This window comes from Enterobacter sp. BNK-16 (assembly GCF_048684955.1).
Taxonomy (GTDB): Bacteria; Pseudomonadota; Gammaproteobacteria; order Enterobacterales; family Enterobacteriaceae; genus Enterobacter; species Enterobacter bugandensis.
Window position 1 is genome coordinate 3,816,120 of sequence record NZ_JBLQTQ010000001.1, and the last position, 20,612, is coordinate 3,836,731.

Sequence of the window (20,612 nt, forward strand, 5' to 3'; positions counted from 1 at the left end):
ATGTCTATCACGGCGAAGTCTGTCTACCGTGACACGGGAAATTTTTTCCGCAATCAGTTCATTACCTTTTTACTGATCGCGTTGCTTTGCGCCTTTATCACTGTGGTGCTGGGTCATGCGTTCTCACCGAGTGAAGAACAGATTGCCAGCCTGAGCCAGGGCGACCATCTTGCAGGAAGCGTTGGGCTATTTGAACTGGTGCAAAACATGACGCCAGAGCAGCAACAAATTCTGCTCCGGGCGTCTGCCGCATCCACGTTTTCTGGCCTGATTGGTAACGCCATTCTGGCGGGCGGCGTTTTGCTGATGATCCAACTGGTGTCGGCGGGCCACCGGGTCAGCGCCTTGCGGGCGATTGGCGCCAGCGCGCCGGTCTTACCTAAGCTGTTTATCCTGATCTTTTTAACCACCATGCTGGTGCAGATGGGAATTATGCTGGTTGTGGTGCCGGGCGTGTTACTGGCTATTGTGCTCGCTTTTGCCCCAGTAATGGTCGTGCAGGATAAAATGGGAATTTTTACCGCGATGCGCAGCAGCATCCGACTCGCATGGGCTAATATGCGACTGGTGGCTCCCGCAGTCATTGCCTGGCTGCTGGCAAAAACGCTCCTGCTCCTGTTTGCACCGAATTTTGCGGTATTAACCCCAAACGTTGGCGCGGTGGTCGCGAATACACTGAGCAACCTGATTTCAGCGGTGCTGCTTGTCTATCTGTTCCGCCTGTATATGTTAATTCGTCAGTAACCCTGATGCCGGGTGCATGACAGGGCCCGGCTCAACAGAGAAGATGGAATCACAGAATGAAGCAGTTTCTTGATTTTTTACCGCTGGTGGTCTTTTTCGCGTTTTACAAACTGTATGACATTTATGCTGCCACCACGGCGCTGATTATTGCGACAGCGGTTGTACTGATCTACAGCTGGGTGCGCTACCGTAAAGTTGAGAAAATGGCGCTGGTAACGTTCGTCCTGGTCGCCGTATTCGGTGGGCTAACCCTCTTCTTCCACAATGATGAATTTATCAAGTGGAAAGTTACGGTGATCTACGCGCTGTTTGCGGGTGCGCTGCTCATCAGCCAGTGGGTGATGAAAAAGCCGCTGATCCAGCGCATGCTCGGCAAAGAGCTGACGCTGCCTCAGGAAGTCTGGTCGCGCCTGAATATCGCCTGGGCCGTGTTCTTTATCCTTTGCGGTCTTGCCAATATCTATATCGCTTTCTGGCTGCCACAGAATATCTGGGTCAACTTCAAGGTCTTCGGCCTGACGGCCCTGACGCTGATATTCACCCTGATAAGCGGCATTTATATCTATCGCCACATGCCGCAGGACGACAAGCACTGATTGCTGACTGGCCAGAACGTGTTCGACAGGCGTTCTGGTCTATTCTCTCCGCTGTGAAATCATAGTAGCATCCCGCCTGAAGTCTTCCGTTATGAGTTAAAACAATGACAACAAATAACGCCCCTCAGGGCGAACTGGTTTTACGCACACTGGCAATGCCCGCTGACACCAATGCCAATGGCGATATTTTTGGCGGCTGGCTGATGTCGCAGATGGATATGGGCGGCGCAATTCTGGCAAAAGAGATTGCTCACGGACGCGTGGTGACCGTGCGGGTGGATGGAATGACCTTCCTGCGCCCGGTTGCAGTAGGTGATGTGGTTTGCTGTTACGCCCGCTGCGTAAAGCGCGGCAATACATCCATCTCCATCAACATTGAAGTCTGGGTGAAGAAAGTCTCTTCTGAACCGATTGGACAGCGCTATAAAGCAACTGAAGCGCTGTTTATTTATGTCGCTGTCGATAGCGACGGTAAACCTCGTCAGCTTCCGCCAGCCTGAATGGCAGGCAAAAAAAAGCCTCCTTTCGGAGGCTTTTATTATTCCATCTGCGCCCCGCCATTCAGGCGGAAAACAATGTTCACGATCAGTCCGCTTCCCGGTTTACCGGGTTCGTAGCGCCATCTGCGCATCGCCGACTTCACTTCGCGCTCAAACATATTTGAAGGTTGAGCAGACAGAATTTCCACGTTATCCACGCGGCCATCCGCAGTCACGTCAAATTTCACCCGTACGCGACCTTCAATACGCAAGGCCTGAGCCCGCGCCGGATACTGAGGCTGATTACGGCTCAACGCACGTGGGCCCGCTGGTGCGGCAACCGTCGGCTTCGCCACCGGTGCGCTGTTATTCATGACCGGACGCGAAGGCGCTGCATTCTCGACCGGCTGGGTCGCGCGCGGTTCAACCGGGCGTTCTTCACGTTTCGGACGCTCCTCGACCTTCTTCACCGGCTTTGGCTTCGGCTTAGGTTTTGGCTTCGGTTCAGGTTTGTGGATCACCACCGGTGCCTCCTTCGGTGGCTCCGGTACAGGCTCGGGTTCCGGTTCAGGCTCGGCAACCGGCTGTGGCGGTGGTGGCGCAACCTGCGGCGGTTCGAGATCCGCTGGCGAGACCATGGTTACCGAGATCGGCTGGGCGGGTGCGGGCATTTCAATAACCTGATGAACCGAGGTGTAGAGCAAACCCGCCACGACGGCACCGTGAATCACGACGGACAACAGCGTCGGCCAGGGAAAGCGGCGAGGTAAATCAAGGGTCATCGAAGTCATAATCATCAACGTTAAAAAACCGGACCCTGATTTTAAATGCAAATAGCAATCATATTCAATAAGACACTTTGTTCTGGCGCAATTAAAGCACAGGAGTGGTCAAAAAAAGGACATCCAGATCGGGGTATTAACGTTGTTTTTATCTTTACATTGCAGTCAATTGCCCTTTCACATAACGTAACTGACACTTTATAACGCTTAAGGAGCTTCACCGTGCTTTACGTGATTTACTCTGAAGATGTCGCTGATTCCCTCGAAAAACGTCTCTCTGTTCGCCCTGCCCATCTGGCTCGCCTGCAGCTGCTCCAGGACGAAGGCCGTTTGCTGACCGCGGGTCCAATGCCTGCTGTTGACAGCAATGACCCGGGAGCCGCCGGTTTTTCTGGCTCCACGGTTATTGCTGAGTTTGAGTCTCTTGAAGCGGCGCAGGCTTGGGCTGACGCAGACCCATACGTTGCGGCGGGTGTGTATGCAAAAGTGACGGTGCGACCGTATAAGAAAGTGTTCTGAGGTAAAAAGGCTCCCTCAGGAGCTTTTATAACCATATCAACACACTGAAAAAAAAGGATTTATTTCAGTTCATGTCCACAGATTGACCACATCATCACTAAAGCCCCATACTCTGGGGCTTTAGCTTATTGTACTTTTAAAAGGCTGGAGAGCTTTAAACAACGGCCAACGCCGGTTTACACTTTGGTGAATTGTTTGAACATTGTGTCAGTTCTGCTTTGTTCCTTAACCCATCGCGATGAAGTCAAACCAATAAGCGATCTGCACTCAAATCTCTGTCTTTCATCTACAGATAAAATCGGTAGGTACTCACAGCCATACTCTGACAGAAATCATGCACAATCCCAAAAGAAGCGGTACGATGTACCAAACGGATAACCCCTATTGGCTGGCCACATTGGTACAGCTCACCTCCTCTTACAGTGTTACGGAGTAATTGAATGGACGTGTTAGGTAAAGCAATAGAACTTTGTAAAAGTATTGAAACACTGCTGATAAAGGCACAATCCCGAAATCCATCATTAGATGCATCTAGCACCTACGATACCTTGGCACCTAAATGCATCAATAATGAGAATATGCAGGAGTATTTCAGAGCATTAAAGTTTGCATTGTCCAAAAAAGAAGTTAGAAATATTGCCATCACGGGTAACTATGGCGCAGGAAAAAGTACTGTTGTATCCTCATTTATGAAATATCACTGCAGTGAAAAGTACATGAATGTATCTTTGGCAGGGTTCGATATGATGGAAAATGACAAAAACACTTCCCTTACTAATCAGGAAGTCGAACTCAGTATCTTGCAGCAAATTCTATATAAAGAAAATAGAGATAAACTCCCAGACTCAAAGATAGATAGAATATTAAATAGGAGTTTATTTCATACCCTGAAAACATATTTTTCATTGATAAAAATTGCTATACCCACAACCGCTTTTCTGGGGATTCTATTTTTTGAGAGGGTTTCAGAATGGTTTAAACTCCCTCAAGAATGGACCAATATATTGCATGAAAATGCAATCGCAAGAGTTCTAGCGTTGACTATACTCGCATTCATTTCACTTTTTTTCCTCACACAAACTGCATCACGAGTTGGTATATTTGATAAGAAAATCAGACTAGGTAAAATTGCCTTTCTTAGCGGAGGTATGGAATTTAACGATAAAGAATCTTCATCTTTGTTAAACAACTGCCTGGATGAAATTGTTTATTTTTTTTCACGCCGCCCATATAAAATCGTTGTATTTGAAGATCTTGACCGACTTGGAACACCAGAGATCTTCGTTAAACTCCGTGAAATAAATAAGATTATCAACAATAATCTTTCAAATAAAAAACCAGTTAGGTTCATCTATGCTGTTAGAGACGATATGTTCATGAATGCCGATGGTAGAACAAAATTCTTTGATTTTATCCTACCTATCGTGCCATTTATGGATAGCAGAAATGCTTTTACGCTACTCAAAAACAAAACTCCGTCTCTTGATAAATCAAGCGATAAGCATCTCAAAAGCATTGCCCCCTACATCAACGATATGCGAAGCTTACTTAATATAATAAATGAATTCAACACATTCAGTAAAATAGTTGACAACTCTAAAAACACCATAAAACTTTTTGCACTTGTCTTTTATAAAAACATTTACACTTTAGATTATCATCTTGCTGATAAAAAAACCGGATTGCTTTATCTGTTCATCCATAATTATCGCACTCAAAGGCTGCATGCTGAATATTTTGAATCTCTTGATGAGAGACTTGAAGAACTTTTTGAAACATCCATCAAGCTTGAAGAGGATATTGCCAATACGCCTTATGATATTCGAAAAGATATTCTTATAAAATTTATCCCAGAATTACTCTGGGGAAAAGTTTTCATTGCATATAAAAACAACAATAATCGATTTACGCTTTGCGACAGTGCTGAACTGGTTAAAAATGAAGAATACTTCCTAGAAACATTCTCTGGAAATAAAACACTTTATGTTGGATATACAAATCAATATGGTAATGATCAGTTTTCCTCTCTAACAGCAGAGGCCACAAACATTCTTTTATCGAGTTACTATGATAGGGTCAAATTAGTTGGTCAAGATAAAACAAAAACATTCCAGCTTGTAAATCGCGAAATACGTGATTTAGAAAACACAATAAGATCCAGAAATGCCATACCTCTTGATGAATTAATTAAGTCCAGTGGTCGTGATAAGTTTGAAGTTACTGCAAAGCAATATCTTGATGAGATGGAAATGCATGATTATGTGTCAAAGCAGCAACTTCATATATTGCGGACTGATATGCAATATGGTGGATTAGATGCCTTGTATGTTCTGCTCTCTGGTGGATTATTAATGCAAGATTTTATGTCATATCGCTCCATTTTTCATGAAGGATCAATGACGGTGAACGACAATGACTTCATCAAAGCCATAGGTCAGGGTTTAGAATTTGAAAAATCCAATCAAGATTTTTACATAGATGATGCTGAAAAGGTTATTTTAGAACTGGCAGAACAAAAAAGAATTTACTCCGATGGCGCACTGCACTACCAATTATTAACCCACATCATTGATATAAACAGCAGATATCTTACGGGAATGGTAGCATCGCTTTTTAGAAAATCAGATCAGTACATTTACAATGCTTTTGAAATACTTAGCATTAAGTTTGTTACCTACTCAACTTTCGAAGCTTTTGTTATCAGAGCATTAAAGATCAGTGGTTATCTGGAACGTATGCTAATAGCATTAAAAACGAATAGAGAATCACCTTATAATACTAACATATCAATCACCGTGCTTTCCTGCACGTCACCAGAGAAATATGAAGAAAAAGAAGAATTCAGAAACTATCTTCATTTCATAGGTAGTAAAATCATTCACCACATCAAAGATGATAATTTACCTGCATTTCTTACCAACATCCTAAAAGTTAACGTATGTTACAATGAATTATTCACTCCAAAAACACCTAATGAATTTTCAGCTATAAGTTTCATTGCTGAAAATAACCTCTATCAAATAACTAAAGAAAACGTAGGTGTAGTTCTATACTCTTATGTACATTCTGACGAAACCATTAATCCTGAATACGCTCAGAAAAGACCATGGAGTATTATAACGCAGTATAAGTTAAGCGCCCCATTTAAATATTATACAGCTAACATCAATACTTTTGTCCAAAATGTATTCGTCTATGCCGATGAACCCAGTCATTACATTAAAGAAATGCTCGCGAGAAATGAATTAAGTGATGAATCAAAAGAAAAAATTGTTAAAATCATGGATTTCACTCTTTCCGAACTCACTGGACTGACATCCGAATCAACATTTAATGATGGTAATGAGTTAATTTCTTTTGAGGACCTTTTCTATCAGTATGACCGCGTCATTCCAAGCTGGTCAGCACTAATGGATTACATATCTATTGACTGTAACGCGGCTATTTTGCATGATTGGTTGACAAATCATGCTTTGGATTTAGCAAAACTTAGCAAACCATCAATTGATGTCGAAGACTATGTTCCATTATATAAAAAAATAATCTGCAGTGATTTATTCGATGATAATACTTATGAAACTCTCCTATCCTCCATTGAAATCAATATTGAACAGATTGACGATCAACTGAGTGTTCGTAACTTCGGTAGGCTTGTTAAACTTGGCAAGATTATACTTTCTAATGAATCATATCGAATTATAGAGTCAACATACATCGAGCCTGACGAAAAACTGACTGAGTATTTAGTCCTATTGTTCAGCCAACATAAAGATATTTTTCTATCCAATAGCGATTTTTACCTAGGGAAAAACAAATCTTCCTTCGATAAAATCCTTGATTCTTTAATGCTTAGTGACTTATTTAATGATGATATTAAGGCGCAATTAGTCCTTCAATATTCTGAATATTACCTTGACTTGGATATTTCTAAAATTAACTTACCTAATTCTGTATCATTACTGTCAATCAAATTAAGTAATAATTTAAATCTTAATGCAATACTTCTCGCCAGAATGATTTCCCGCGGCTACCGTAATAAACCTATCATTGCCGATATATGCCATAATATTAATGAGGCTGATTTATCTAATGTATTCATCAAACGTACTCAAGCAACTATCACAGCCAATAATGATGATCTCGTATATCTCATCCTTGAATATTCCCGTGATGCAGGCATCATTAAGGACTTTGAGAAACGTGATGACAGTAAAATTACTGTTACAATTACACGAGAAAGAGATGACATTAGCTAATAAAATATACAAGCAGACCTAAAAATTCATTAGAGCCAAGCGTATTAGACTACAATAGTGTTAAATAATAGAGAGCCCCGCATTTGCGGAGCCCTCTAGTTGATCACATCCATTGGATCTGATGTTGACCTGACGTGGTAGGATGCGGCGGCGCTGGCACTACTTCACCCGGCGAAACGATAAAGCGCTCTATCGTTTCAGTGGTGACAAACGTTGCGCTGCAGTTGATGTTAGTGCACTGGTGATAACGCTCTTTGGTCGTGTCAGTAAAATAGCGACTTGTGCGAGCGTGGGCGGCGTAATGACATTTTGGACAGTGGAACATGGCGAGCACCTCAGAGCGTTATTGATGCATCAATTTTAACCATTAAAACCTTATATATCAAACACATAAACAAATTTTATTGTGTTATTTCTTCGCTTTCATACTCCACATCCGAAACCTTAACCTCAAGCTCTAAGCCCGTCGTGTAGCCGTTCCCGTTAAGGTTATGCACCACCCGGCTGATTATCCACGCCTGCTCGTCTATAACGCGCTTAAAGCCTTTCTCCGCCACCGGCGTTTCAGGAAATAAATCAGCGCGGCCAATAGCCAGCGAGATTGAAAACTCCGCGACGCCGCGCTGCAGCTTGTCCCACTTTGCCTGAGCAGCGCGCTTGGCCTGCGCCTTTGTCGCGTAGATGGTAGTCAGCTCCAGCACGTTGTCAGACTCACCGGCCATATACTCACCCTCGCGGGCTTCCTGCTCTTTTTTGGCTTTTACCTTTGCAGTGGTTTTGGTCGCTTTCGGATGCTGCAGCGCGCGCAGGTGCTGTACCTTTGGCTTGCGTTTGAGCTTCACCTTTTGCTTTTGCGGTTTCGGGTCTTTGGTGTGCAGCCATTTTGCCGTTACGCCGGTGTAGGCTTCCCGGTCAGCAATCGCAAATTGATGACGGTCGCCGTCGCCGCGTTCGATCGTCAACTGCGGGATGGGCTGGCCGTTAGCCGAGCGCGTGCCGGTGATGTCGACATACAGCCCGCCGTCATTTTCCGACCGCTCAAAGGTGATGCTTGTCAGGCTGACGCGGGGCTCCCATTTCTGGATCGCGGAATAACACGCGGCCATAATCTGCAGGCGCAGCGCCCTGGTCTGCGGCTGGTCAATCAGAGCCGACAGGAGCGAGCCGTATTCACGGCGCATGACGCGCGAGCCAATCGGCGTAACCAGAATGTCGCGCACACTTTGCCTGATATGCTCGACCTCAGAGATACTGAGGCCGGTCTGGCTGTTCATTCCCAGATAACGCACCGTCATTTAGTGCCCTCCGTCCAGCTTCCGCCCCGTTCGACGCCGCCGTGGTCGTGGTCATCCACCTGCACGCCGTTTGAGGTAAATGTCCCGCCGGTATGCTCGATGTTCCCGGACATCTTCCCGCCTTTCTGCACTTCGAGCGTGCCGGTCGTCAGCTTGTTGGTGCATACCACCTCGGGCGTATCGAGCGTGATGCGGGTCGAGGCTTTCACAAGTACCACCGGCACGGTCGCCGTAATGGAATCTGACGCGGTGACGTTGGCGGTTTTAATGCCTGACACGGTGAGCGCGCTGTTTTGGAGTTCGTACTCGATGACAGCGCCATCAGGAAAGGACACATGAAACGCATCGGTTGAGGCCGAGGGTGCGGGATGGTCATCAGAGAAAATGCCCGGCAGCACAAAAGCGGTATCGAGCTCGCCGCCGATGGCCAGCAATAACACCTGCTCACCGACGGAGGGAGCCCACCACACGCGAGAGCGACCGGCGCGACTGGTAAGCCAGTTAAGCCAGGTGGTTTGCATGCCGCCGGTCTGGACACGACACAACCCCTCGTTGAGGTCGATGTCGGTCACAATACCAGTGCGAATAATGTTGCGTAATAATCTTGAAATCTCAGATAATGTTTTCATAGAACGATTATCTTTAGAATTTTAAAATTAGCCCAACTGCATTAGCAGTGTAGTTATTTGCACAACAAAGGAATAATATGACAAACAGTACAACAATCGGTGGACTGCTTGAGAGCACGTTGAAAATCGATGTATCTTTTTATGACGAAAAACATAAAAAACTATTGACTGAAGGTGAGTACCCCAAGGCAGCAGTTGATAGAATGAACCATATCGTAAACCATGGGCTAACGATATCCGGCGCAGAGTTTCTTCTATATTATTTTTTCCATTACAGGAAAATCTCGCCAGATGATTATAAATCACGATCAGACATTATTGAACTATCCAAAGAATTGTCTGGCGTCTTGCGTAATGTTCTAAGCACGACTAACGGAAGCATTCATACTAAAAACATCAATACAAACCTCTCGACAGAAATGGCAGAACATATTGGTGAATCAATCGGGATGCTTGTGACAGCTAGCATTTACAACCTTATCGAGGTCGACTGGGAAATAATTCCTGTTAAAAAAACAAAAGATTTCGATTTCAAATATGCATATACCAATCACGCAAGCATCTTACTCGAAACTAAAGGAAGTCAAACTCAGGACAACTTAAAAAAGTCCTCATCAATTTCACAACTAAAAAAAGATATCATTGAAAAAAAAGATGTTATCAGACAACCTAATGCAGCCGATCATTTCCATGGCACGATTACAGCTATAGACTGTAACCCTCAACACAATGTAAAATGCTGGCTACTTGATCCACCCTCACAAAAAAGCGATAAAAATATATTCAAGGCAAAACTTCTTACACGCTTTTCCAATATCACATCATTCCTATCAATCATATCTCCAAAGTCGAGACTCATCGAAGCATTATCCCTAAGAGAATCCATAATCAAAACATCCGAAAACATACAAAAAATAAATCGACACGACCTCATGGACAAAAATGGAAATAGTTACAACTACAATACAACTAAATCACCTTTTTTTCATCACAAGACATACATCACCGACAAAGAACTCGATGGTGGAGGTATATTCTTAGAGGAAAGCAGAGGTCATTTTATCTTCCTTGGGGCGAAAAAATCCTTAATACGCTTAGTTGAAGATCAAGACTTTGAAGAAATAAATAATTATAAATTCGATCAATTCAAAAAAAACATAGAGATAACATGGCATATAGATCAATCAATTAAAAGAGAAAGAAATATAGCTAAAGATTATCGTAGTAACAAAATAAAACTCATTGGGCAAATTTATTCTTCTGCAAGTGGATTTATGGTTGGATACTTCAGAGCTGATTAAAGATTAAAGGTAAAAGTGCGAAGTATATCTTACTTCCATACAAAGCATGGCGCGTAATGGTGATGCCATGCTTCTATCACCAAGTAAAAAAAATTCATCACTGGTGTTGGCTTCGCTGATCCCTCCTTAATATTTCTTCTAAATGCTTCCTTAATTTAATTTTAATTTGTGAATGACCAGCAATGCTATCTTTATAAAAAACAGTTCTATAATCGGCCAAATCAAATGGTAAGTTTGTTCTTGCATCATTACAAAGCAAAACAACCTCTTTTTTAAGAGCGTGCGCATAACCAACTTCATAGTATACGTTAGGGTTATCCGGCGTTATATCTGCGATTATTAATGTTGACTCAGCCAATTCAGTTAAAATCTCGCGAATGATCGAGCCATTTCTATATGAATCATCTGATCTTGTGACATCTAATCCATACTCATAACATATAGGTTTAATAACCTCCTCATAAATTTCATTATATGAATCTTTAAATTGCATCACCACAAACACTTTAGGCTTTTTATCAACAACAGCAATATTTAGTAATTTTAGCGGTGACGGGCCATAAACGTTAAAACCAATTCCAACACCAGTATTTAAAAAATACTGAGTAAGCACAATAATCTCATTAATCAAAACTGTAATGAATGAAGAATTAATTTTTATCATTAGCGCAGACTTTTCATTCTTCGTCACCGCAGATGATGCCCCAACATAATTTACAAGCTCGTAAGTATTATTTTGATATCTCTTAACGGAACAAAAATAGGGAAACTCATTTATTCTAATTAATAAATGATCGCTAGCCCCCCAAAGATTAACAGAAAAAAACGAGCTATCACCTTCCAAAATAAATTCAAACCCCAACTCCCCCTCTATAATATGCGCATTCGTTCTAATATCAACTGGAGGCGGGGGGACAAATGGTACTGATTGTGGTAAAAGTGTGGTTGTTGACTGGACTGGGGGAGTCAAATACCCTTTGTAAAAAACATCCCTTTCAGTAATTTCAGCATTACCAGCCATTAGTATTAAATTGATGTTATTTTTTTTCATAAATCACCTCCTTGCAAACTCGTTAAAAACTATTTATAAGCAAAATCAACATGTTTTCAATGTTTTTTTCTGATTGCTGTTAAATCCTAAAAGAGGTCTTGAAGGATACTGTACTTCCTGCGCATGTGAGTTTGATCGTTCTTTAAGCCCATACTGGTGAATCTGCGCAATACGTTGCACTTTTCCGGCAAACTCCACCACAGCAGTATCACTGCGTCCAGTGGCTTTCATGTACCGACTCGTACGCAGCTTCTCAAACATCGCCCGTTTAATCCGTCCCGTCTTTGCCCTCAGTGGCTGACGTTTTCGTGCCTGATACGGCGAGCCATCCGGGGCTTTTTGCAGTTTAATACGTTGTTGTTGCGCCGCTCTCAGTTGTTTTGCTATCTCCCCTGCCAGCTTTCGACGCCCTGCCGGTGACAGGGAAGCAAGCAGCCCGGCGAGCTTGTCATCAAATGGCTTAAATTCACTCATCCCATTTGCTCACCAGTTCGCCGTTGATATAAAGCTCTTTTGGCCGGGTGACGGGCTCTGGCAGCGGCGGCTCAGGGGCATAGCTTACGTGCAGCGCGCCGTTTTCCTCTTTGATGAGGGTTCGCTCGGTGAGCTGGAGGCTGATGCTGATATCGACACTATCCTCGTCGTTTAAATCCATCTGGAAACGGTAGCCCTTTTTGCGCCCGTCATCGAGCGTGCAGATATCCGGCTGATTCTCACGCAGCCATGCCGCCACCGGCACGAATATCAAATCGGGGTCGCCCACAAAGTCACACACGATCACATTCAAAGTGTAAATTTTCTCATGGGACAGGGAAGCCGCGAGCCGCGCATCGATATTCCCCTCGTCGGCAAAAATGCGCATCATCTCGGGATTGGTTTTAAGCTGCGGGACATCGTCAGTTAACGCTTTTCGCAGGCTGTGTGCTTTCTTCATCGAGTTTATCCTGACAGTCTTTGACGGTTTCAATCTGCAGCGCGCAGGCGGCGAGCGCGTGCTCAAGCCTGCGGATATCTGCACTCAGGTCGCCATTAACGACTGGATCGCTTTCCGGCATCGGGCAATAACTCACCTTCGGGCAGGCGCTGTAAACAATGACCGGCGGAGGCGCAACCGGCGCGGGTGTGCAGCCGACGCACAACATCAGGCAGCTTATCGCTATACCAGCGACGTAACGTTTCATTCTCATTAATCAGCCTCGTAATGGTTTCTTCCCTTCGCACGGCCATTGCAACGGCGGCGATTAACTCGCCGCGTAACGTGACCTGCGCGGTTTCGTTTTTTCTGGCAATTCGCTGCGAAATGGAAAGCTGATTTTTCAGCATTCCGATCACGTTTTTTTGTTCACCTGCGACCTTGTTTGCCCGTTCAAAGGAGCGCGTCAGGTTGCCGTTTTCATGACGCTGCCAGAGCACAACCGCCATCAGCGCGGCCAGTAAAAACAACATCATTTTCATTGAATCCCCCTGAGGCAGTAGGCAAGCTCACGCGCGCGGCGATTTTCCAGCCCGGCGCTGACTTTGCCATTCACATAAACCCAGCGGGTGAGCTGGTCGCACGCCTGCCACCATTGATGACGCTTGATGTACGAAACCAGCGTTGAGCGGCAGGCCGCGCCGGTTCCCACATTGAATGAGAAGCTGACCAGCGCGTCGTAAACGTGCTGCGGCATTTCTACCGGCGCGCAGACCGCGAGACGTTTCTCGACGTTCATCACATCCGCGACGAGGTTCGCCGCCGCCTGACGCTCGGTGATGTCGCCTTTCGGGACGACGCCTGCAGTGTGGCCGATGCCTGACGTCCACACTCCCGCGCTGCACTGGTAAGGCGTCAGGCGACAACCTTCGAGGTCGGCAATCAGCTCCAGCCCCTCGGGCGAGGTGTTAAGCATCCGAAAGTCAGGCATCAGCGCCGCCAGCGCCAGCACAGCGGCCACACTGCAACGTTTAACGATTGATTTCACGAATAGCCCCCTTATCGAGTCCGAGTGACGTCAGATAGAGATAGGTTTTGCGCTTAAACCAGTAGTTCGTCAGCGCGGTAAAAATGGCGCATCCGCCGCCCACGTAAAGCGCCATCTTTTCGGGTGAAATTGCCCCGAGATACGCCAGCGCAACGGCCAGCCAGTAGGCGATAAACGTGGTGATTTTTTCCATGCTCAATCCCATAGATTCACCGTTTCGGTTCTGGCCGCGTTGTCGGTCTCGGGCAGCTCAATTGCCGTGCCGTGCGGCAGAATGACGCCGAGCTCAGACAGGCCGGGATTATCCGCCAGCACTGCTTCGACTACCCCCTCGGTGCGCCCGTAATACCGGGCGCAAATCGCGTCGAGGGTGTCGCCCTGCAGCGCATACGCTTTCATCAGATTTGCCCCACAATACAGCGCGCTTTGTCCTGGATACGCGCCACTGACCAGCGCATATCCCGCCACATATCATCGATAGTGCTGTCGATGCTGTCGGCCTTTTTGTCACCTTTGGCGGTCGCATCCACGCCGCGAAAGCGCTCATAGAGCGTGGCGGTCGTCATGGCACACACGGCGTTGAAATAGTGGAAAACGCGCACGCTCTCGCCGTCGAGCTGGTCGGTCGGGACATCCGCCAGCGTGGCGTGACCGGCTTCGAGCTGACGCTCGCGCCATTCGCCCAGCTCCGCGTTCGTCTCCGCGATGGCGGTCTTAATCGCCCGGCGCAGGCGCACGGGGGAAACGGTCTGCTCTAACCGCATTTCCTCCCGCACGCGCTTCGGATCCACGTCAGGAAAAAACGGGGTGTTTTTGATTACCGGCTCGCTCACGCCCGGTGGCGGTATCACCACGCCCGGCACATCCTGCGGCTCTTTGTTTTGCTCAATAATCAGCGTCGTCATGACAACCTCGGGTAATGGGTGGGCGGTGGACGCCGTTCGCAGTCAGGGTAAGGAATACCCGCATTGAACGGCGTGCCGCCCGGCTCGGGGAGCGCTCAGTTAACCTGCGGATTTTGCCGCCTTTGGTGGACGCCCGCGCCGTGCCGCCGGTTTAGCGGCAGGTTTGCGCGTGCGCGGTTTAGTCGTTTTGGTTTTCGGGGCGGGTTCAGGTTTTGGCCTGAGCTGACGCTCTAACTGCTCGATATCTTTTTTCACCCCGATAGTGCTTTCTAACTGGATCGCACGCTGCAGGTGCGCCAGTGCCTCGGGCATTTGCTCCGCATCGCGCAGCACGTAGCCGGTGATTTTGTGCAGCTTCGCACGCACGATATCGGGCATATCCGCGCGCTCCGTCAGCGCGATGGTGTCGAGCAGGTTCGCCAGTTCGACCGGCTGTTTTGCAGCGAGCAGGCGCTGCGCGGCGAGCTTGACCTCTTCGGCCAGCAGGCACGGCGTCGGACGGCGACCGACCGGCATGGTGAGGCCGTAGGTCATGGCGTAACGGGCTATCTCCAGCGCCCCGGCGATATCGTCAGCATCGAGACGCCACAGCATGACCGTCATGACGATGTCATCCTGCGCCCCTTTACCACTGTCGAGGACGCCACCCACCCACGGTAGATAGAACGGCAGCAGCTCGCGTTTTTTCGCGGCTTTGCGCTCTTTTGAACTGATTTGTTTTAGCGTGCGGTTGTCTGCGGCCAGCTTAACGAGCATCTGCTCATAGGCAGTTGCATTACGCAGCGGGACTGCAGCCCGCTGCGCAGTTTCAGAGGCCGAGACCCGCATCATGTGACGCGCTGCGGGACTCGTCATGGCTTATTCCCCGCCTTCCGGTGCTGCAGGTGCGGTGAAGTCACCGAGCGTGATGTTTTCAATCAGGCACCCGGCGGCGTAAGCCTCGACCACGTAGTCGATATTCATTGACTCGTAGTTTTCGACGCGATCTTTTTTCGGTTCTTCGATGATGGCGCGGCGGTGTGCGTCATCCATGAAGTAAATCGACAGGTTGTCGAGGCGCGTCACCATCAGGGCATTAGCCGGGAAGTACGGCACGCGCACGGCTGGCAGGTTGCCGATTCGCTTCTGGCTGATGATGATGTCAGCGGCCAGCGACTCGGTGTTTGCCTGCTCCTGATTAACGATAGGGAAATATTTATCCGCCATCAGCTTACGCCCGGTGATGACAACCAGCTCCGGGTCGTCCTGATAAATCTCGTCAATCAGATTGCCGGTGGCATCCATGACCAGCGCGTCGAGGTTCGCATAGTCGCCGTTTTTACCCACGCGGATCACTTCAGAAATCACCGTCCCTTCCTCGTCGGTGATTTTTGACATCACGCGCGTTGGCGCTTCATTGCGGTACTTCTGCAGCCAGCCGGTCGCCACGTCCTGCAGCATCGGATTCTTTTTGCGGTCGGACGTCGCCGCGCGCTCGATGCCGTTGAATCCGGCCATGATGAAATCGAGCGACTGGCGCTTGATGATCGCGTCACGAATGCGGGTCTGGAAGTCCTGGAATCGCGCCCACAGGTCGAGCTGTTTGTAGCGGATATGGAAGTCAAAGTTAATCTGCGCACACTCGTATTTATTGGACTCCAGCGCGGTGAAATCAGCGGTTTTACGCTCATCGTAACCGGCGGTGTCGGCAGTGCTGGCAATCGTACCGTTAACGCCGACCCCAACTTTTTCGCCTTTCAGCTCGTCGACCGGCACGATGTTGATTTTGGTCAGAAACGCGGATGACATCTGCAGCGTGGTCATCAGGGTTTGCGTGACCGACGGCTCGACGGTGAATTTCTTCGCCACGTCATCGGTGGAAACGCCGTTCAGCTCCGCGACGCGGGACAGGTAGGCATTGAATTTGAAGCGGGTATCTTTACGCATGGTTATTCCTGTTCAGGTAATAGGTATCTGGCCGGGCAGCTCACCCGGTGGGTTATCAGCAGTTGGTCAGCAGCTCGTCGCCGGTACCGCCTTTTGAAAGCTCGCGGCGCGGCTGGCGCTGGCTTTCAGTGCTGTCGAGGGAGCTTTTCAGTGAGGTAAACGCCTGCGCGTTTTCATCGACTTTGCTGGTCACGTGCTGCTTAAGCTGCGCAAAAGCGGTCTGCAGCTCGGTGATGCGCTGGTCGGTGGCGTTGAGATTGATTTGCACCAGCTCGGTGACGGTGGTGACAGCCTCATGCACATCGGCGAAACGGGCGTCATCGCTGGCCTGCTTACGGCCAAAAATGGCTCTGACCTTATCGGTCAGGCTGTTGAGCATGGTGTCGGGAACGTCCTCAAATTCCAGCTCAGCCAGCGAGGCCACAGAAAAAACGTCATCCGGCTGGTCTTTTTTACCGGCGAGGGGGTTTTGCATGGCGCGGCTGCAGAATTCGAGGTATTCGGTGCCGAGACTTGCCGGGTCATCGGTGACGGCAAGGCCAACGAGGTAACATTTGCCGCTGTTGGCAAAGTTCGGGCGAATCTCCATGGAGGTGTAAACCTTCTGCCCGGCCTTAACCATGCTGACCAGCTCGTCGAGCGGCTGGATTTTGCCAAACAACGCTTTTTTGCCATCAAGCGCAGAGCCATCGCTGATAATCTCCGCCTTAAGCTCGGTTACATCGCCATAACGTTTAAACTGGCTGTCAGGCATCAGCCCCCGGATATGTTCGAGGTTAATGCGGCAGCCGTAGACGCGCGGGTCGAACGTGTCGGCCATATCCTGAATATCATCGCCGCTGATGACGCGGCCATCGCAGGTGTCACCCTCGACGCCGATGCGAAACCATTTAGAGACTTTCTTTGCCATTGTTCAGGTGTCCTGATGTTGGGTTTTCGGTTCGGGGTTAGTTTCCCGACTCTGACCCGTATCAGCCACCGCTTACGATCTGATTAGATCTGACACAACAGGCACTTAGCGCGAATAACACCCCATTTCCTTAGCCTTGCCACGTCACACCAGAAACGAGGCAAGCATGACCATTTCAACAGACCTTTCACTGCTCAATGACCCGCGACGACAGGCGCGCCTGTTGTACTGGCAGGGGTTCGCCGTGCCGCAAATCTGCGACATGCTGCAGCTCAAGCGCCCGACCGTGCAGAGCTGGAAACAGCGGGATGGATGGGAAGAAACCGCGCCGATTAACCGCGTGGAGTCGACATTCGAGGCGCGGCTTATTCAGATCTATGCAAAGCCAGACCTGACCGCGCATGACTTCAAAGTCGCTGATTTTCTGTCGCGCCAGATGGAGCGGCTCGCGCGCGTTAACCGCTACGGCCAGACCGGAAACGAGGTGGATTTAAACCCTAATATCGCCAGCCGCAACAAAGGGGATCGCAAAAAGCCGAAACGAAACTATTTCAGCGAGGAAGCCATCGAGAAACTGGAGGAGATTTTCTTCGACCAGTCGTTTGACTATCAGCTCCGCTGGCATAAAGCGGGATTAGAGCACCGCATCCGCCACATCCTGAAATCCCGCCAGATTGGCGCGACGTTCTACTTTGCGCGTGAGTCCCTCCTGCGCGCGCTCAAAACCGGGCAAAACCAGATATTTTTGTCTGCCAGTAAGACGCAGGCTTACGTGTTCCGTAAGTACATCATCGCCTTTGCCCGTCTGGTAGACGTCGACCTGTCAGGCGACCTGATCGTCATCGGCAACAATGGCGCTGAGCTGATTTTTCTCGGGACCAATTCCAACACCGCGCAGAGCCACAACGGCGACCTGTACGTAGACGAAATTTTCTGGATCCCCAATTTTCAGAAGCTGCGCAAAGTCGCTTCGGGCATGGCCTCGCAGTCGCACCTGCGCACAACCTATTTTTCGACCCCGTCGACGCTGGCGCACGGCGCTTACCCGTTCTGGTCAGGCGAGCTGTTTAACCGTGGCCGCAGCAACCGCGACGAACGTGTCGACATCGATATCAGTCATCAGGCGCTTGCCGGTGGCGTGCGGTGCGGAGACGGCCAGTGGCGGCAGATTGTCACCATTGAGGACGCGCTTGCCGGTGGCTGCACCCTGTTTAACCTCGACCAGCTTAAACAGGAAAACAGCGCGGATGACTTCCGTAACCTGTTTATGTGCGAGTTCGTCGACGATAAGGCGTCGGTATTTCCGTTCGAGGAGCTGCAGCGCTGCATGGTCGATGCGATGGAAGAATGGGAGGACTTCGAGCCGTTCGCCGACCGTCCGTTTAACTGGCGTCCTGTCTGGATTGGCTATGACCCGTCACACACCGGGGACAGCGCCGGGTGCGCGGTACTGGCTCCGCCGCTGGTTGCCGGTGGCAAGTTCCGCATCCTTGAGCGTCATCAGTGGAAAGGCATGGACTTTGCCGCACAGGCCGAGGCCATCCGGGCGCTGACCGAGAAATACACCGTTGACTATATCGGCATCGATGCGACCGGCATCGGCCAGGGGGTTTACCAGCTCGTGCGCTCATTCTTCCCCGCGGCGCGCGCCATCCGCTACACGCCGGAAATGAAAACCGCAATGGTGCTGAAAGCGAAAGACACCATCAGGCGCGGGTGTCTGGAATATGACGCCGGTGCGACCGACATCACGCAGTCATTTATGGCTATCCGCAAAACCATGACCAGCAGCGGCCGCAGCGCGACCTATGAAGCCAGCCGCAGCGAGGAAGCCAGCCACGCGGATATCGCGTGGGCGACCATGCACGCCCTGTTAAACGAGCCGCTTTCCGCCGGAAGCGGTATGCAATCAAGTTCAATTCTGGATATTAACTAAGATGAAAAAACGCCAAAACAAACAGCCAAAACAGACCAGCATGACCGCCAGCGCGTCGCAGAAAATGGAGGCGTTCACCTTTGGTGAGCCGTCACCCGTTCTGGATCGTCGCGATATCCTCGACTATGTCGAGTGTATCAATAACGGCAAATGGTACGAGCCGCCGGTCAACTTCTCGGGGCTGGCAAAAAGCCTGCGCGCAGCCGTACACCACAGCTCCCCGATTTACGTAAAGCGCAACATTCTGACCAGCACCTTTATCCCGCACCCGTTGCTGTCCCGTCAGGACTTCAGCCGCCTTGTGCTTGATTATCTGGTGTTTGCAAACGGCTATCTCGAAAAGCGCATGAGCGTGACCGGCCAGCTCTTTAAACTGGAAACCTCCCCGGCCAAATACACCCGCCGTGGTGTAGAGGATCGTGTTTACTGGTACGTGTCGGACTATACGCACCCGCACCAGTTCGCACCCGGTTCGGTGTGCCATTTGCTTGAGCCCGATATCAATCAGGAGCTCTACGGGATGCCGGAATACCTGAGCGCGCTCAATTCCGCCTGGCTGAATGAGTCCGCCACGCTGTTTCGTCGCAAGTATTACCAGAACGGTGCGCATGCGGGTTACATAATGTACGTGACCGACGCGGCGCAGAGCAGCACCGACGTCGAGTCGCTCCGCTCCGCGATGCGCGACTCGAAAGGACTCGGGAATTTTAAAAACCTGTTTTTCTACGCCCCGAACGGGAAACCGGACGGCATTAAGATCGTGCCGTTGAGTGAAGTCGCCACGAAGGATGATTTTTTTAACATCAAGAAGGTAAGCGCCGCTGACCTGCTCGATGCGCACCGCGTGCCGTTCCAGCTCATGGGCGGCAAGCCTGAAAATATCGGCTCAATGGGGGATATCGAGAAGGTGGCGCGGGTGTTTGTGCGTAACGAGCTGACGCCGCTGCAGGAGCGTTTCAAAGAGATTAACGATTGGTTAGGGATGGAGGTGATCCGCTTTAAGGATTACAGCATCGAGACCGACTAACCCCCGCCCAACATGCCGCCTCCGGGCGGCACATCTTCAAAGCACGTCAGACGGCGCACACGCGACGCAATGACCACCGCACCAATTGACCGCCACCACAGCTCAGCGCGCCACGAGGACGCGCACAGACGCGCAAAATAAATCCTTTCACCACGTCCAGCGCGCAGTGCTATCCCCGCCTCGCCTGCCCGCTTAAGGAGCCATGTTTAACGCAAATTGATTTAGATGAATATTTAAAAACACGTTAAGCTGGATAAGGTCTCAAGAAGGAGCCAATTACTTGAAAAAGGTAATG

The 20,612-nt window shown here is 49.0% G+C and carries 24 protein-coding genes; 8 read left to right on the forward strand and 16 right to left on the reverse strand.

The window, feature by feature from the left end; all coding sequences use genetic code 11:
* From ACMGGH_RS18400 to yciA, 3 genes are all read left to right on the forward strand, one after another.
* Complete coding sequence (locus ACMGGH_RS18400; protein WP_045630546.1) at positions 1–744, forward strand: YciC family protein; 744 nt, start codon at positions 1–3, stop codon at positions 742–744.
* A gap of 56 nt (positions 745–800) precedes the next feature.
* Complete coding sequence (locus ACMGGH_RS18405) at positions 801–1,340, forward strand: septation protein A (RefSeq protein WP_150144055.1); 540 nt, start codon at positions 801–803, stop codon at positions 1,338–1,340.
* A gap of 104 nt (positions 1,341–1,444) precedes the next feature.
* Complete coding sequence (yciA, locus tag ACMGGH_RS18410) at positions 1,445–1,840, forward strand: acyl-CoA thioester hydrolase YciA (RefSeq protein WP_041909616.1); 396 nt, start codon at positions 1,445–1,447, stop codon at positions 1,838–1,840.
* A gap of 38 nt (positions 1,841–1,878) precedes the next feature.
* Here the strand turns inward: yciA and tonB are convergent, their stop codons facing one another.
* Positions 1,879–2,601 carry a TonB system transport protein TonB gene (gene tonB, locus ACMGGH_RS18415; protein ID WP_232948388.1) on the reverse strand — a complete coding sequence of 241 codons (723 nt, stop codon included), beginning with the start codon at positions 2,599–2,601 and terminating at the stop codon, positions 1,879–1,881.
* A gap of 222 nt (positions 2,602–2,823) precedes the next feature.
* On the opposite strand from tonB, the gene ACMGGH_RS18420 reads away from it, so the two are divergent.
* Positions 2,824–3,120: a YciI family protein gene (locus ACMGGH_RS18420; protein WP_045260670.1), complete on the forward strand. Its 297-nt coding sequence runs from the start codon at positions 2,824–2,826 to the stop codon at positions 3,118–3,120.
* A gap of 440 nt (positions 3,121–3,560) precedes the next feature.
* Positions 3,561–7,376: a DNA-binding protein gene (locus ACMGGH_RS18425; protein ID WP_420299192.1), complete on the forward strand. Its 3,816-nt coding sequence runs from the start codon at positions 3,561–3,563 to the stop codon at positions 7,374–7,376.
* A 103-nt stretch (positions 7,377–7,479) separates the two neighbouring features.
* Here the strand turns inward: ACMGGH_RS18425 and ACMGGH_RS18430 are convergent, their stop codons facing one another.
* From ACMGGH_RS18430 to ACMGGH_RS18440, 3 genes are all read right to left on the reverse strand, one after another.
* Positions 7,480–7,701 carry a DNA-binding transcriptional regulator gene (locus ACMGGH_RS18430; RefSeq protein WP_072202539.1) on the reverse strand — a complete coding sequence of 74 codons (222 nt, stop codon included), beginning with the start codon at positions 7,699–7,701 and terminating at the stop codon, positions 7,480–7,482.
* Positions 7,702–7,777: 76 nt separating this feature from the next.
* Positions 7,778–8,671: a GPW/gp25 family protein gene (locus tag ACMGGH_RS18435; protein ID WP_332909143.1), complete on the reverse strand. Its 894-nt coding sequence runs from the start codon at positions 8,669–8,671 to the stop codon at positions 7,778–7,780.
* Entirely contained in the window at positions 8,668–9,300 is a 633-nt protein-coding gene (locus ACMGGH_RS18440; RefSeq protein WP_232948345.1) for a phage baseplate assembly protein V, read from the reverse strand. Before ACMGGH_RS18440 ends, ACMGGH_RS18435 begins: the two co-directional genes overlap by 4 nt.
* Before the next feature lie 77 nt (positions 9,301–9,377).
* Here ACMGGH_RS18440 and ACMGGH_RS18445 point away from each other — a divergent pair, with 77 nt between their 5' ends.
* A complete protein-coding gene (locus ACMGGH_RS18445; protein WP_232948346.1) occupies positions 9,378–10,601 on the forward strand; it encodes a hypothetical protein in 1,224 nt (407 codons plus the stop codon).
* Between the two features lie 97 nt (positions 10,602–10,698).
* Here ACMGGH_RS18445 and ACMGGH_RS18450 read toward each other — a convergent pair whose 3' ends face one another.
* The 12 genes from ACMGGH_RS18450 to ACMGGH_RS18505 form a co-directional block, all read right to left on the reverse strand.
* The gene (locus tag ACMGGH_RS18450) at positions 10,699–11,652 is read right to left on the reverse strand and encodes a nucleoside 2-deoxyribosyltransferase (RefSeq protein WP_232948347.1); all 954 of its coding nucleotides are present in this window, start codon (positions 11,650–11,652) and stop codon (positions 10,699–10,701) included.
* A 45-nt stretch (positions 11,653–11,697) separates the two neighbouring features.
* Positions 11,698–12,126 carry a phage virion morphogenesis protein gene (locus tag ACMGGH_RS18455; RefSeq protein ID WP_232948348.1) on the reverse strand — a complete coding sequence of 143 codons (429 nt, stop codon included), beginning with the start codon at positions 12,124–12,126 and terminating at the stop codon, positions 11,698–11,700.
* Positions 12,119–12,586 (reverse strand): phage tail protein, encoded by a 468-nt coding sequence (locus ACMGGH_RS18460; protein WP_232948349.1) that lies wholly within the window; start codon positions 12,584–12,586, stop codon positions 12,119–12,121. The genes ACMGGH_RS18455 and ACMGGH_RS18460 overlap by 8 nt, the downstream gene beginning before the upstream one ends.
* Entirely contained in the window at positions 12,549–12,794 is a 246-nt protein-coding gene (gene lysC, locus ACMGGH_RS18465; RefSeq protein WP_232948350.1) for an Rz1-like lysis system protein LysC, read from the reverse strand. Before lysC ends, ACMGGH_RS18460 begins: the two co-directional genes overlap by 38 nt.
* Positions 12,682–13,107 carry an Rz-like lysis system protein LysB gene (lysB, locus tag ACMGGH_RS18470; RefSeq protein ID WP_232948351.1) on the reverse strand — a complete coding sequence of 142 codons (426 nt, stop codon included), beginning with the start codon at positions 13,105–13,107 and terminating at the stop codon, positions 12,682–12,684. The genes lysC and lysB overlap by 113 nt, the downstream gene beginning before the upstream one ends.
* The gene (locus ACMGGH_RS18475) at positions 13,104–13,613 is read right to left on the reverse strand and encodes a lysozyme (protein WP_232948352.1); all 510 of its coding nucleotides are present in this window, start codon (positions 13,611–13,613) and stop codon (positions 13,104–13,106) included. Before ACMGGH_RS18475 ends, lysB begins: the two co-directional genes overlap by 4 nt.
* Positions 13,597–13,818: a hypothetical protein gene (locus tag ACMGGH_RS18480; RefSeq protein ID WP_014170137.1), complete on the reverse strand. Its 222-nt coding sequence runs from the start codon at positions 13,816–13,818 to the stop codon at positions 13,597–13,599. The genes ACMGGH_RS18475 and ACMGGH_RS18480 overlap by 17 nt, the downstream gene beginning before the upstream one ends.
* Positions 13,809–14,012 (reverse strand): tail protein X, encoded by a 204-nt coding sequence (locus tag ACMGGH_RS18485; RefSeq protein ID WP_232948353.1) that lies wholly within the window; start codon positions 14,010–14,012, stop codon positions 13,809–13,811. Before ACMGGH_RS18485 ends, ACMGGH_RS18480 begins: the two co-directional genes overlap by 10 nt.
* Positions 14,012–14,518, reverse strand: coding sequence for a head completion/stabilization protein (locus tag ACMGGH_RS18490; protein ID WP_232948354.1), 507 nt, complete (start codon positions 14,516–14,518; stop codon positions 14,012–14,014). The genes ACMGGH_RS18485 and ACMGGH_RS18490 overlap by 1 nt, the downstream gene beginning before the upstream one ends.
* A 99-nt stretch (positions 14,519–14,617) precedes the next feature.
* Positions 14,618–15,373 carry a terminase endonuclease subunit gene (locus ACMGGH_RS18495; RefSeq protein ID WP_232948355.1) on the reverse strand — a complete coding sequence of 252 codons (756 nt, stop codon included), beginning with the start codon at positions 15,371–15,373 and terminating at the stop codon, positions 14,618–14,620.
* Positions 15,374–15,376: 3 nt separating this feature from the next.
* The gene (locus ACMGGH_RS18500) at positions 15,377–16,444 is read right to left on the reverse strand and encodes a phage major capsid protein, P2 family (RefSeq protein WP_232948356.1); all 1,068 of its coding nucleotides are present in this window, start codon (positions 16,442–16,444) and stop codon (positions 15,377–15,379) included.
* Positions 16,445–16,499: 55 nt separating this feature from the next.
* Entirely contained in the window at positions 16,500–17,354 is an 855-nt protein-coding gene (locus ACMGGH_RS18505; RefSeq protein WP_232948357.1) for a GPO family capsid scaffolding protein, read from the reverse strand.
* A gap of 166 nt (positions 17,355–17,520) precedes the next feature.
* Here ACMGGH_RS18505 and ACMGGH_RS18510 point away from each other — a divergent pair, with 166 nt between their 5' ends.
* Positions 17,521–19,290 (forward strand): terminase ATPase subunit family protein, encoded by a 1,770-nt coding sequence (locus tag ACMGGH_RS18510; protein WP_232948358.1) that lies wholly within the window; start codon positions 17,521–17,523, stop codon positions 19,288–19,290.
* A 1-nt stretch (position 19,291) separates the two neighbouring features.
* Entirely contained in the window at positions 19,292–20,317 is a 1,026-nt protein-coding gene (locus tag ACMGGH_RS18515) for a phage portal protein (protein WP_232948359.1), read from the forward strand.
* Positions 20,318–20,612 lie beyond the last annotated feature (295 nt).